Here is a 12,023-nt window from a genome sequence, read left to right as displayed (position 1 = left end):
TCTTAGCCTGACGGCTATGGGCCTTGGCCCAACCTACATTATTTTATCCTATTTATTTAAAATTAAACTTCAATAAAATCGTCCTAACTCTCGCTTGTCATGGCACGCTTGCTTAAGGAGGCAATAATTTTTTCCAGACTATGATGGTGCGGGTCCTGTTGCTCAATAATTGCTTGCATTCGTTGCTCACAATAATCCTTTACTTCCCTATCCGGTAGAATATAAAAGGTTTTGCTTTCAACCTCTTTAATAATATGTTGGGCCACATCCTCTGCAGGTCGGCTACGAGCAACCAAATCAGCGACCATATAATGAAGTCTATCTGTATGCAAAGGTGTTGAGTTTTTAAGTAACTGGGTATTGGCAAAGGAAGGACAAACCACAGACACATCAACCGGTTTCTCTAAACGCTTCAGATCAAAATATAACGATTCAGAGAGTGCCACAATAGCATGTTTTGACATCGCATAGGCAGACATCTGCGAACCACTGCATAATCCATATAGACTAGCCATATTTATGATATGAGAACGATGAGGTTGCTTAAACATAAAAGGCAAAAATGCCTGTATTCCATGAATAACGCCATGCAAGTTGACATCCAGAACACGGCGGATATGCTCATTTGTCAATTCCCATATAGGTGCTAAATGCCCACTAATTCCTGCATTATTAAACAGCCAATCTACGCGATTAAAATGCTCATACGTTTGTTTTGCTAAATGCCGCAGACTTTCAGCCTTAGTGACGTCACATACGACACCCAACACTTCAGCTTGCGATTGATTGCTTAACTGCTCAACCTTATCGCAAAGGATTGTCACAGCATTATCCGCCATAACCACATGCATTCCGCGCTGTAAACACATGTGAGCAAGAGCAAGCCCTATACCGCTTGCAGCGCCGGTGATTACTGCAACTTTTTGATCAGACTCCATTCCAATCTCCTCTGAAGTGATAATAATGTTGCTCCCCTATTGCTTCTAAGCAGCTGATTCTTTCTGCTTTAATTTTAAACAAAGGAAAAAGTTAAGGTGGATAATAGCGATTCCCATAGTCCTTGGTCAAGACAAGTATCGGTTGGAATTTTACTGAAACATAAAAGACAAGAGTCAGGTAAGTCTACCTGACTCTTGTCTCATAGAGATATTTAAGTTATTCGATTATAAATTACTTCGCTTCATCAGTAATCACGATAACATCCTGAGCTTTATAACCCTTGGGTCCTTTATCAAGTACAAAAGTTACCGGATCGTTTTCATGTAAGGTTTTGAAACCAACGCCCTGAATATCTTTATAATGAACAAATATATCGTCCCCTTGTTCATTAACGATAAATCCAAATCCTTTTTTTTCATTGAACCACTTAACATGGCCAGTTTCTCTTTGCGACATTCACTATCCCCTTAGTCTAAAACCTCTACTTTTCATAAGTAGAGTAAAGCTTTGTAAACGCTCCTCGCTCAATGGCAATCGTAACACCAATGATAATCAAAAAGCACATTTTAAATTTTGATGGATACTTTTTAGATTATCTTCAGTAAACGCACAATTAGAATAACAGTTTTTTGTTGATTGTTAATGGTTTTTTTAAAAACATTGCATCTTATCGCCTCTTTGGGTCCACTCTTGGAAAAAATTTATGTAGAATGCTCGTTTACTGAAGCCTTTTTTTATAATCACAGACGTAGGTAACTTTTATGCACCAATTTAAAGAGTCATTTATTCGTTTAGCACTGGATTGTCAGGTATTGAAATTTGGTGAGTTTACCTTAAAGTCCGGACGACAAAGTCCCTATTTTTTTAATGCAGGATTATTTTATCAAGGTGGTGCCTTGCATCAGTTGGGACAATTTTATGCAAAAACGCTTTTGGCTAACAAAGTAGATTTCCAACATCTCTTTGGACCAGCTTACAAAGGCCTTCCCCTGGCCACAGCCACGGCAATTGCCTTAGCCGAACTGGGCGTGAACGTTACGGTGACATTCAATCGCAAAGAAATTAAAGATCATGGTGAAGGGGGACAACTTATTGGAGCTCCCTTATCTGGCAAAACGGTCATCATTGACGATGTTATAACTGCTGGCACAGCCTTTCGGGAGTCTCAATCATTAATTCGGGCTCATGGGGGTAACCTTACTGGAGTCATCATCGCCCTGGATCGCTGCGAAAGAGGTATAGGTAATCAATCCACACTTGCAGAAATCGAAGCTCAAGGGATTCGCGTATACTCTATCATCACCTTATTTGATTTAATTGACTATCTTAAAAAAGACGGCCAACTTAATGAAGTTGACCGTCTTTTAGCTTACCATCGTGAGTATGGGAGTTGAAATAATAGATGCTTCATCCGACTCACTTTCCTCCTCACCCTACCCTCTCCCACAATGGGAGAGGGAATAATGTGCACCTCTCCCCTTTGTGGGAGAGGTCGACGCGCGTTAGCGCGACGGGTGAGGGGAAATCGGGTCTATGCACCGGTCACAAACCAGGAGGATGACACTAATCAAGCTGGCTTAATACGCTGCGATATCTATCGTTTTCATCTTGTAGTTTAGCATCTTACCATGCCTTAGAACGGCCAAGTTGATTGTCTCGCCAACCTTAATATCAACTAGAATATTGTAGAAGGCATCATAATTCTTTACAGGATGGCCATTAATAGCAACGATAACATCACCCAGATGAATATGTCCCCAACTATCCCGCGTGGTTCCTCGCAGTTTGACTTGTGCTGCGGGCGTGTGAGGTAGAACATCAGCAACCAATAATCCTTTAGTAACCCCAAGCCGTTTAGCAATGTGAGGCTCTACCACTTGAATACCGATACCGGATAAAACAACTCTACCATTTTTAATCAATTGCGGAACAATGCGTGCTATATCATCGGCAGGCACTGCAAAACCAACACCTGCAGAAGAACCTGAGTTTGAATAGATCGCCGTGTTAAGCCCAATCAGTCGTCCTTTACTATCAAGCAAAGGACCTCCAGAGTTACCTGGGTTGATTGAGGTATCGGTCTGGATCATATCACGGATAGTCACGCCACCTGCTCCGGGTACTTGACGTCCCAACGCGGAGATTACTCCCACGGTTAAGCTATGATCTAATCCAAAAGGATTACCAATGGCAATCGTTTTTTGTCCTACTAAGAGCTCATTCGTATGGGCAAGTTCAAAAGGAGTATAGGATTTTAGTAATTCCAATGCCTTGGGAGCAGTAATTGCAAGAACAGCAATATCCTTTCGCGGCTCAGCGCCTACTACTTTCGCAGGAACCGTTAATTTACCAATAGTTACACTCAAGTGATCAGCGCCATTAATGACATGGAAATTGGTCACAATATGCCCTTGAGCATCCCAAATAATACCTGAACCAGCACCTGCAGGAACTTGCATACGCTCATAAGAATGGTTCAACACGGTGGCCAAGCGATGAACATAAACAACTTTTGGTGAGAATTTCTGAAAAATTTCAACGGTGTTTCTTTCATTTGGTAATAGCTCATCTAAACTAGTCGCATAAGAAGGCAATGCCAATAAATTAGCAATGCACAGTAACAACAAAACAAACCATCTACTCATTATCAAACTCCATACCTATCGCACCAGATAAACGTTTACGAATACTCTGACGAGATAATAATTTATCTATCACGGGTTGTGGAAAATCTGTGATTGTAATTAAATTCTTACTTATCAACAACTCAATGAGATCTTCTAATACCCGAATCAACTGCAGATCTGAGCGTAGTAACTTCAATTGCTCCTCGCTATCACAACGAGCGAGAAATTCAATAACCTCAGGGTGCTGCATATCAATTTCTTCCATGCCTGCCCCACCTGTTTCGTAAAGTGCACAAATTTTGCCCTTACTATCGCGTTTAATGTAAGCCACAGGGATTGTCCTTATTTTTTTGCCAATTATGCCTTATTTTAGTGTAAATAGACAAATAATAAAACATCAAGAGCTGTTTAAACTAGCTGGCAAGGAAATTGCTTGTTAATCGCATTATCCAGCTTTATCAGGAAGGTGAATCCCGCAGACGCCAAATGTCAATTAGCACTTATGATCGTATCAGTGGTGCACCAGCAGTCGTTGCCGCTCTTGATAAATTTTTGGAATATGCTAGAAAGCACCCTGGAGGGTGGTTTGCCCGTAAAGATGAGATTGCACAATGGGCTCTTAACAATCATTTATCTTAAGGAGCAATAGAATGCCACACGTAATTCTTGAAATACCTCGTCCTCTAACGGCTGGAAAAGATTTGCAAAAACTACTGCACGGTATACATGACGCAATTGCCTCTGTCCCCAGTGCATTTTTGGCAGATATAAAAACGCGTATTCATCTGCTAGATGATTTTCGCGTTGGAGCAGGAACAAGTGAGTCAGGATCTTTCATTCATGCTAGATTGATTCAGACTAGGCCACGTTCTCCTGAGGATCAAAAATTGATGGGTGAAAAAGTCATGGCAGCACTTGAGGCTTTCTTTGGCAAAGACAAACCAGCTTATCCGCTACAATTGTGTCTTGAAACCACCATCATTCCTGTGGGCGGGTATTTAAGGGTAATTATCTAGACTTGTACTCTTTCATCAAGAGTTCAGCGAAATTTGTTGATGTCATTGTTAATAAACAAATTAGCCATAGCCATTTTACTATTGTTCTTTTTTGCTGCTATGAAACAACATTCTCTCCAAGATGATTCGGTATAATCTTTGGCGAACCCATAAGGGATTTTATAAACACTTCTATTGGGAGAGGACTTTAAGGACCAACAAGAATTGCGTGAACAACAATGGCAAAGACAAAAAGAGAATGAAATCAATCCTGTTTACGACATTAGGGAAGAACAAAAAGACGAGCGACCAATCCAATTAGAAGCTCAAATGCTTGAAAAAAGTGCCTTAATCAATGATCTGACCCAAAGTATCTATCAGCACTCAAGCGAAGAGGAGATAGCCAAGATCCGAGAGAAAATTCAAGGTGCAAGACGTGAACTAGAACGCTTATGGCATCAACAGGCTCTTATTGAACAAGAGAGTGAACAACAGCTATTGTTAAATAGCACAAGGCTTTGTGCTTGAACGGGTTGCTTCCTTTAACAGAGTAAATACTAATGATTTACAAGTTTGTAACGGTAGTGTTAGCATCTACTAATTAAATTAGGAAAAATGATTTTTATCTAATTTTACAAGGAAATGGCATGTCAAATGCAGAGTAAAAAAAAACTTAGCTGGTTAGTACTCTTACTATTTTCTACCTCAGCTTCTGCGGTAGCAGATAATCCTATTAGTATATTGCCATTACCTCCTCGGCTAAATATTTGGGGTTCTACAGGAAATAACACCTTTGGTGAAGGTGATGCGATGATTCCACTATCTGGTAACCCAAATCAAATTCTTTATGGTGATATCTCTGGCAAATATGGTGATGACCGTGCGTGGTATGTCAGTGGCGGTTTAGGCGGTCGAAAAATTGTTCGTAATACCACCATTCTGGGAGCCTATTTTTTTACTGACTATAACAAAACTCCTAATGCTAATTACTTTACTGTGCTTAACCCTGGCATTGAATTGATGAGTAACCGATGGGATGGGCACCTTAACGGTTATGTTCCAATCGGGAAAAGAAAGGACTTAATGGGCATTTTCACTACTAATCAGCTTGGTAAACCTAACATGAGCTTTTTTAGCGGGCATGCGCAATATGAGCCTTTATTTGATTAAATAGAAAACGTTGGGCCTGGCGTTGATTTAGAGGTAGGGCATACTTTCAATTCACCCTATTTGAGGCGAACACGTGTTTTTGCTGGAGGCTATCATTTCAATCCGAGATACACGTCTAATGTGAATGGTGTTGAGGCGGGTTTTGAGATGCCATTAAAATTTAAATGGGCTTCGGTAGAAGTACGCGATAGTTATGACAACATTAATCATAATACATTTCTTTTGACCTTACGCCTTACTTTTGGTGGATTAGATAAGACTGGTGAGCCGGATATTCATGACCGTATGTTAGATAGAATACCGCGTCATATAGCAAACCTAAACAATGGTGATGGTATTCCAAGCGAAAAAGGAATTATCAATACCGGTCGAACAGTGCTAATAAAAGACAACATTTGGTTTTTCAATGCAGATGGAACCCCATCAGTCGCTCAAGGATTCCAAAGCTGTACCTTCGAACATCCCTGTATTGGTTTGGCGCAAACACAAATTGATACGATTAATGCATTATCTCCCAACGCGAATTTTTATCTGAGTTCGGGTACTTATAATAATCCTGCTGTGGGCACGGGTTTTACTTTTTATAATGGACAAAATATTTTTGGTAGAACAAGCAACTTTGCTTTATCTGCAAATGGTTTGGACCGCCCATTAATTAATGATTCCTTGTTGCTTGATGGAAACAATAACATTGAAAATATAAGAGTTAATGGTCAAACAATAAGAATTTTAAATACGGGTTTAGATTCTATTCCCTTGCAAGTGGGTGTATTAATCAACCCTCTTTCGACTGGAATAATTAATATTTCCAATACCGAAATCAGTTCTACATCATCTACAGGTAATGTTATTGGCTTTGCTTCAAACTCTGTAACAAGTTCAACATTAATAAACTTAAACAATTCTGCTGTGATTGCAAGCATTACGAATCTTCCAGTTATGCCTTCTTTAACCATCGCCATCGGGGCTGGAAATTTGCATAATGGAGTATTTAATATTATTGACTCCACTATCTCAGCGTCAGCCTCAGATACAGCAAATAACGGGAACATTGTGATAGGGGTAGTGAATAATGAGCAAGGGACAATAAACATAGCAAGCTCTTTAATTACTTCTAATCTTAACAATGGAAATCTATCAGCAGCTATATTAAATAATGCATCCTTAGGTCTTGGTCTAGGCATTATTAATATCACTGAATCGACCATTTCAGCTACTGGTAATGGCGCTGGTCTTGTGGTTGGGTCATTAAATCAAGCTAATAACCTATTTGGAGTTAGTGGGGCGATTAATATTAATCAGTCAACAATTTCTGTGCTCTCTAATAATGGAGGAGGTACAGTAATAGGAGTAAATAATGGTGGAAGCGGCACAACTTCTATAGTTAATTCTTCTATTAATGGAAGTGCAGATAGTGGAAGTCTTTTTGGTATAGTTAATAGTGATCCTGCATCAACAGTGAATTACCAAAATACTACTATTTCACTTAACCCCTCTGGTACGGCAGTTGCAACGCCAACGGCAAATGGAGGAACTTTGAATGACAATGGTGGCAATCAATGTTTTGTAAATGGCGCTCTTGTGCCTTGTTAGTTATTGTATGATGAGTTCGATGTCGAGTTTTCCCTTCACAAGATTTGCTATATTGATTCTTGAAATTATTCGGTTGTAGTTCGATGGCACGAGCTTATTGCCATTAGTTCAGGCTGGCTATGCGGAAAACCTATAATTTTAATTTTAAAAATATGTGTTCTATGACAATGATACACTGGAATGACTCAGCATGGTAGTGGCCATCATAGCCCCCGCTGTGTCTAATTGTAGTTCTTTGTAGGGCTGCAGTTTGCTTACTCAATAGTTCATCATAACCAAACATATCATTACTCATGACCTGCCACGCATGTTTCTTTTTCAAAACGAGCGGCATGGTAGCGATTCTTATGCTGAAAATTGAGGTAATAAACCCAGGGCAGGACGGTGAACTAGGCAGGCATCACCAGGATTTACCGGTTGCAGGTTCTACGACACTCATTTCAGTAAATCCATTACGACAATCGGCGATGGATTCGGCTTCTTGCATTAAAGCATAGATAGTTTGTTCAGGCTCATTTTCATCTTGATAAGGAATTTTCAGAATGTATTCCCAGCCGTCTTTGTCCTTTTTCACCATATCAAATGATGCAAATGATGTGGTTTAGGCTGCCCCTTATCTTTATGTGGGTACCCAAAAATCACGTCTTTAAATATCCCGGGGTACTTAGACTTTATTAAAAACTACATTATTTTCAAACTCCAAATCAGCCAAGTGAGCGATCAGAATAATGTCGCATCACCGATGCATTAAGTATTGCAAAGAGTACCGGCCAAAATTGCAAAGACATAAAAAACAACAAAATAAACCATGTGAACCGTTTGTGAACCGATAAGATGTAAAAAAACCACTAATTTCATATAGTTATGCATGTCAGTGGTATTGACGCAAGTAATAAGAGAGGATAACTGAATTTAATTATAGAAAGTGAGCAATATTCAAATAAAAAGGGAGGATTAAACAATGAAGAACATTTATAAGAAATACTAAAAAGTACATCAGTTATGAAGAGCGCCAACTCTTCATAACCTTAGCTCAATTAGCTTGGAACGAAGCTAAATGCGAAAATTACCAGGGATAAGCTCAAATCCATAGAAATTTTCGGCGAGAAGCTGACATTATTTGGCCATAGTTTTATAGGACTCTCTTTTGGAGAACAGCTAATTTACTCAAGAAAATTATCATTCAGCAATATGAAGCATCTCCTGAATCCCTAAAAGATCCCTCACTACGTCGGGATGACAACGAACTTGTCATTCTGAGCATAACGAAGAATCTCCTGAATCTTGGGATGCCAGTTTATTGCAATCACCAAATCCTGTCTACACAATCAATTCATGCTTGATCTTAGTGTCCCTTAAATTATCATCATCTGTTGGTGTATCGTTGATGTCGTCTTCGGCATCAGATACATCTTCTCTTGCATCGCTTTCATCCTTGGCTTTACTCTCATCAACATTGGTTGAACCTTTAAAGTACTGCATTAACAGGGTGATGGGTGCCATAATGAGCGCTTTAAACGTTTCTGTACTGGCTTCAATCGATTTTGTAGCAACAACTTCGCTGTTGCGGTTATGACGCAGATAGATTTTTTCTAGTAAACCAGAATGACGTTCATAAATAGCATCGAGATGACTATTCCGCTTTTTTTCTTGATCTAAGAGATAATCCTTTAGCTCTGAATGTGTATCCCACAATGAATCACGGCGTTTCTGTAACTGTTCTAATTCATTGTTGTAGAATTCCAATTCTTTATCAATTTCCCTTTTTAGCTGATCACAGGTCGCCTTTCGATCTGCGGATTGTTCACCTCCAACTATAGCTGTAGACTCTTTAATGGCCATTTGTCCATAGCGGTGGATTAGCTCTAATTTTTTCCTAAGAATATCTTCAATCTTTTGATCAAGGTATTGGATAGCATCCTTATTGGAACCTAATACCTGGTAATGGGAATCGAAACGCTTACTGCTAGCCATTTCTTTACGTAAGTTCTCCAACTCTAGTACTTCTTGACTTAATGCTCTCTGCTGGGCTCTATCATTTAAATCTTTATCACGACTTAATAACAGTTGTCTGATGAATGCAGACAATACCGCAACAACGCCAAATGCAGTCGCACAAATGATCGCTATAGTTATGGGTTCCATAGCAAATCCTCCTTTAGTGCAAATGAATCAATTGAGTGTGGATATCGATGGCAAAATAACTGCTAAATGTTTGATATGAATCAACTATTGGCCATTCTTCTCTGTTATTACACATACGCATCATCTCAGACTCGAAGATTGGTTGGTAATAATGTTGAAGGAAGGGCTTTATTTGACTTAATCGACTAAAATTTTTGATCACAACAGTCGCATTCTCTGCCAAATGAGACAGAGTGACTCGTTCCAAGACACTAATTAGGTCAGATTGCTCTTCTACTGCTGCCTTCATCCATTTAAGAAGCACGGATCGAGGTCTAACACGCAGTAGTTGCTTGCCTTCTTCTATTGAAGATTCCATAAGAACAATTTGTGAGTGAAGTTCGAATTTAAAACAACATAGAAAGTCCAAGAAACTTCCCTCAATTTCATTGCGAGCATTTTCTCCAAGCCAGCGAGATATCTCGTGTCTAAACATCGTTGTAAAATGGCGCTCAATTTCATTTAAAGTTTCTTCATCATTTTTTTGCTTTTTAATAACATAAGCGGTGTTATCAGTCTGTAACAAACGTAATTCCGGTAATTCAATTTCTGGTAATTGAGAAGCAAGGAATGATAAGAAAACAGGGGTGGGCTTAAGAATAATAATTTCCCATCGACTTGGTTGCATGACGCTCTCCTTGAATTTTATCGACTCATCCTGAGTACAACTAAAAAGCAAAATCAACGTCTTTAGTACAACTTTAAAACCAAAATCAACGTCTTTTTTCCCAAACTCTTTTCTGAGGGAAGACTATCAGATTAACTTAAATACAGGAAAATAACAAGATATTCACAAGAAAATAACAGGATAAATTTTCTTAAACACAAGAAAATAACAAGATATACACAAGAAAATAACAGGATAAATTAAATTTTTCGGGTTGATGTATAACTTGACATGGCTCTCGTTATCTATACTATATGCTTGCCGTGTCTTCCTTATCTCTAAAAATGAAATTTCTAAAAAGATTAGTCTTTACCTTCTCGGCTCTTGTTATTATTGCAAGCTTAATCCTCTGGACACTTTCCAAATCAATAAGACCAGAGATTGTTAAAGATTACATAAACGCGCAACTAACGGCGTTGACTCATCAAAATAGTAAAATAGAAGGCGATATTTCCTGGCAAATTTTCCCAAGACCAGCTATTCGGGTTATAGACGTGCAAATTGGAGAGCAGGATAAATCCTATTACGCTGTTAAATTAGACAATTTGCTTTTTAATTTAAAAATAACTCCACTTTTACGGGGAAAGTTGGTATTCAGTGAACTGAATGCGAATGGTTTCCAAGTCAATATTAACCCTGATGCACAACTACCGGTTAAATTTAAGAAATCCTTATCTTCTGAGCAAACACAAAACCATCATGTTGCAGAACAATTTGCAATTGAACGAGTTCTACTCAGCCATGGTCAAATTATCTTAAAACAAAATCAACAAATAACGACCCTCTCTAATTTACAAATTGGAGCTGAGCAATTTAACTTAAAAAAAATCCCCTTCCCAATCCAACTAAAAACTCAGCTTGCCATTATTTCTGAGAATAAAACGCTGGCAAAAGTGCAAGTTAATTTTAAGGGCAGCACGGCATTATCCACCTCTTTGTTTAATAATCCTCTGTTAGCATTGCAAAATACTCCTTTAAATGGACAATTGTCGCTTCAGGATCTGAAGGTGAAGCAAATAAAAATCAGTAAAGTCAGTGCAAATGTAAAAACGAAGACAGGTGTATTTTCATTAAACCCATTGACTGTGAGCCTCTATAACGGTGAATCAGTGGGTGATCTTGCTTATGAATTTGCAAGCGGTAAACTTACCCTCAATCAAACCGCAACCAACCTGAACGCCAATAAACTCCTACATGATCTTCTTAAGAAGAAATTATTTAAGGGTAGTCTTGATTTCTCTCTTCATAGTCAAGCTAATGTTCAGCGTAGTAATTGGCACGAGAGCATCCTCGGTAAGGGTAGTCTAACCATCAAAGATGGAGAACTTGAATCCATAAATCTTGACAGAGTCATTGATGAAACCAGTAAAAAAATTAATCAATTGCTCAGTGGCAAAAAGGACCAAGTCAACGATGTATTACAGTTAAGTCAATTTGATGATCCTTCTTTTTTCAGAGGCAACACCGCGTTTAAGCTTTTAACTTTTCAATACACACTACAAAACGGTAAGCTCCAGAGCGATTCTTTGGTATTGCAGACTGACAGACTGCAACTTAAGGGCGATGGTGAGTTAAACCTTAGTGATGACAGTCTAAATAGCCATCTATTTGCGAAAGTTAGCTTGACTGATCCAGAGGTAGATAAAATTCAACAATTATTGGGTGGAAATTTTCCTCTTTTAGTTAAAGGCACTCTAAAAGCACCTATCGTTCTACCTAACTTGGGTGTAATCAACCCTATTCTTTCCAAGTTCTGGCTAAAGGAAACGCTAGCAAAACCGGTCAAGCAAATTCATAACCAAATTAAATCACTGTTAACCAGCGACAATGAGATTAATTAGGATAAAG

General features: G+C 38.8%; 15 protein-coding genes. 7 read left to right on the top strand and 8 right to left on the bottom strand.

What is annotated here, in order from left to right:
• Window positions 1-83: 83 nt before the first annotated feature.
• A complete protein-coding gene (locus CKV79_RS04695; protein WP_028374382.1) occupies window positions 84-938 on the bottom strand; it encodes an SDR family NAD(P)-dependent oxidoreductase in 855 nt (284 codons plus the stop codon).
• A 232-nt stretch (window positions 939-1,170) separates the two neighbouring features.
• A complete protein-coding gene (locus CKV79_RS04690; protein ID WP_028374383.1) occupies window positions 1,171-1,395 on the bottom strand; it encodes a cold-shock protein in 225 nt (74 codons plus the stop codon).
• A 305-nt stretch (window positions 1,396-1,700) separates the two neighbouring features.
• Here CKV79_RS04690 and pyrE point away from each other — a divergent pair, with 305 nt between their 5' ends.
• On the top strand, window positions 1,701-2,333 hold the full coding sequence (gene pyrE, locus CKV79_RS04685) for an orotate phosphoribosyltransferase (RefSeq protein WP_028374384.1): 633 nt from the start codon (window positions 1,701-1,703) through the stop codon (window positions 2,331-2,333).
• Between the two features lie 183 nt (window positions 2,334-2,516).
• On the opposite strand, the gene CKV79_RS04680 is transcribed toward pyrE, so the two are convergent.
• Both CKV79_RS04680 and CKV79_RS04675 read right to left on the bottom strand, forming a co-directional pair.
• Window positions 2,517-3,584 (bottom strand): S1C family serine protease, encoded by a 1,068-nt coding sequence (locus CKV79_RS04680; protein WP_028374385.1) that lies wholly within the window; start codon window positions 3,582-3,584, stop codon window positions 2,517-2,519.
• Window positions 3,577-3,897, bottom strand: coding sequence for a hypothetical protein (locus CKV79_RS04675; protein WP_028374386.1), 321 nt, complete (start codon window positions 3,895-3,897; stop codon window positions 3,577-3,579). Before CKV79_RS04675 ends, CKV79_RS04680 begins: the two co-directional genes overlap by 8 nt.
• A gap of 155 nt (window positions 3,898-4,052) precedes the next feature.
• Here CKV79_RS04675 and CKV79_RS04670 point away from each other — a divergent pair, with 155 nt between their 5' ends.
• The 5 genes from CKV79_RS04670 to CKV79_RS04650 all read left to right on the top strand — a co-directional run bounded on the left by CKV79_RS04670 (window position 4,053) and on the right by CKV79_RS04650 (window position 7,324).
• Window positions 4,053-4,205, top strand: a complete 153-nt coding sequence (locus CKV79_RS04670; RefSeq protein WP_193787168.1) for a hypothetical protein — start codon at window positions 4,053-4,055, stop codon at window positions 4,203-4,205.
• 11 nt (window positions 4,206-4,216) lie between these two features.
• Window positions 4,217-4,582: a 5-carboxymethyl-2-hydroxymuconate Delta-isomerase gene (locus CKV79_RS04665; protein ID WP_028374388.1), complete on the top strand. Its 366-nt coding sequence runs from the start codon at window positions 4,217-4,219 to the stop codon at window positions 4,580-4,582.
• A gap of 204 nt (window positions 4,583-4,786) precedes the next feature.
• On the top strand, window positions 4,787-5,089 hold the full coding sequence (locus CKV79_RS04660; protein WP_131796112.1) for a hypothetical protein: 303 nt from the start codon (window positions 4,787-4,789) through the stop codon (window positions 5,087-5,089).
• A 126-nt stretch (window positions 5,090-5,215) separates the two neighbouring features.
• The gene (locus CKV79_RS04655) at window positions 5,216-5,731 is read left to right on the top strand and encodes an inverse autotransporter beta domain-containing protein (protein ID WP_028374390.1); all 516 of its coding nucleotides are present in this window, start codon (window positions 5,216-5,218) and stop codon (window positions 5,729-5,731) included.
• A 147-nt stretch (window positions 5,732-5,878) separates the two neighbouring features.
• Window positions 5,879-7,324, top strand: a complete 1,446-nt coding sequence (locus CKV79_RS04650; RefSeq protein ID WP_154660326.1) for a hypothetical protein — start codon at window positions 5,879-5,881, stop codon at window positions 7,322-7,324.
• Window positions 7,325-7,454: 130 nt separating this feature from the next.
• Here CKV79_RS04650 and CKV79_RS04645 read toward each other — a convergent pair whose 3' ends face one another.
• The 4 genes from CKV79_RS04645 to CKV79_RS04635 all read right to left on the bottom strand — a co-directional run bounded on the left by CKV79_RS04645 (window position 7,455) and on the right by CKV79_RS04635 (window position 10,136).
• Window positions 7,455-7,658, bottom strand: coding sequence for a hypothetical protein (locus tag CKV79_RS04645; protein ID WP_028374392.1), 204 nt, complete (start codon window positions 7,656-7,658; stop codon window positions 7,455-7,457).
• Between the two features lie 66 nt (window positions 7,659-7,724).
• A complete protein-coding gene (locus CKV79_RS13875) occupies window positions 7,725-7,901 on the bottom strand; it encodes a hypothetical protein (protein ID WP_165475302.1) in 177 nt (58 codons plus the stop codon).
• Window positions 7,902-8,644: 743 nt separating this feature from the next.
• Window positions 8,645-9,469 (bottom strand): hypothetical protein, encoded by an 825-nt coding sequence (locus CKV79_RS04640; RefSeq protein ID WP_065236371.1) that lies wholly within the window; start codon window positions 9,467-9,469, stop codon window positions 8,645-8,647.
• A 13-nt stretch (window positions 9,470-9,482) separates the two neighbouring features.
• Window positions 9,483-10,136 (bottom strand): hypothetical protein, encoded by a 654-nt coding sequence (locus CKV79_RS04635; protein ID WP_028374393.1) that lies wholly within the window; start codon window positions 10,134-10,136, stop codon window positions 9,483-9,485.
• Window positions 10,137-10,459: 323 nt separating this feature from the next.
• On the opposite strand from CKV79_RS04635, the gene CKV79_RS04630 reads away from it, so the two are divergent.
• Complete coding sequence (locus tag CKV79_RS04630) at window positions 10,460-12,016, top strand: AsmA family protein (RefSeq protein ID WP_028374394.1); 1,557 nt, start codon at window positions 10,460-10,462, stop codon at window positions 12,014-12,016.
• The last annotated feature ends 7 nt before the right edge of the window (window positions 12,017-12,023 follow it).

This window comes from Legionella lansingensis, from assembly GCF_900187355.1.
Classification (GTDB): domain Bacteria; phylum Pseudomonadota; class Gammaproteobacteria; order Legionellales; family Legionellaceae; genus Tatlockia; species Tatlockia lansingensis.
The sequence above is the reverse complement of the archived record's forward strand: the minus strand, read 5'-3'. Positions and strand labels throughout refer to the sequence as shown.

What these genes read in the sequence shown, in the direction of transcription:
- CKV79_RS04695 (WP_028374382.1), bottom strand. Translation starts at nt 938, where the DNA reads ATGGAGTCTGATCAAAAAGTTGCAGTAATCACCGGCGCTGCAAGCGGT.
- CKV79_RS04690 (WP_028374383.1), bottom strand. Translation starts at nt 1,395, where the DNA reads ATGTCGCAAAGAGAAACTGGCCATGTTAAGTGGTTCAATGAAAAAAAA.
- pyrE (WP_028374384.1), top strand. Translation starts at nt 1,701, where the DNA reads ATGCACCAATTTAAAGAGTCATTTATTCGTTTAGCACTGGATTGTCAG.
- CKV79_RS04680 (WP_028374385.1), bottom strand. Translation starts at nt 3,584, where the DNA reads ATGAGTAGATGGTTTGTTTTGTTGTTACTGTGCATTGCTAATTTATTG.
- CKV79_RS04670 (WP_193787168.1), top strand. Translation starts at nt 4,053, where the DNA reads ATGTCAATTAGCACTTATGATCGTATCAGTGGTGCACCAGCAGTCGTT.
- CKV79_RS04665 (WP_028374388.1), top strand. Translation starts at nt 4,217, where the DNA reads ATGCCACACGTAATTCTTGAAATACCTCGTCCTCTAACGGCTGGAAAA.
- CKV79_RS04655 (WP_028374390.1), top strand. Translation starts at nt 5,216, where the DNA reads ATGCAGAGTAAAAAAAAACTTAGCTGGTTAGTACTCTTACTATTTTCT.
- CKV79_RS04650 (WP_154660326.1), top strand. Translation starts at nt 5,879, where the DNA reads ATGCCATTAAAATTTAAATGGGCTTCGGTAGAAGTACGCGATAGTTAT.
- CKV79_RS04645 (WP_028374392.1), bottom strand. Translation starts at nt 7,658, where the DNA reads ATGCCGCTCGTTTTGAAAAAGAAACATGCGTGGCAGGTCATGAGTAAT.
- CKV79_RS13875 (WP_165475302.1), bottom strand. Translation starts at nt 7,901, where the DNA reads ATGGTGAAAAAGGACAAAGACGGCTGGGAATACATTCTGAAAATTCCT.
- CKV79_RS04640 (WP_065236371.1), bottom strand. Translation starts at nt 9,469, where the DNA reads ATGGAACCCATAACTATAGCGATCATTTGTGCGACTGCATTTGGCGTT.
- CKV79_RS04635 (WP_028374393.1), bottom strand. Translation starts at nt 10,136, where the DNA reads ATGCAACCAAGTCGATGGGAAATTATTATTCTTAAGCCCACCCCTGTT.
- CKV79_RS04630 (WP_028374394.1), top strand. Translation starts at nt 10,460, where the DNA reads ATGAAATTTCTAAAAAGATTAGTCTTTACCTTCTCGGCTCTTGTTATT.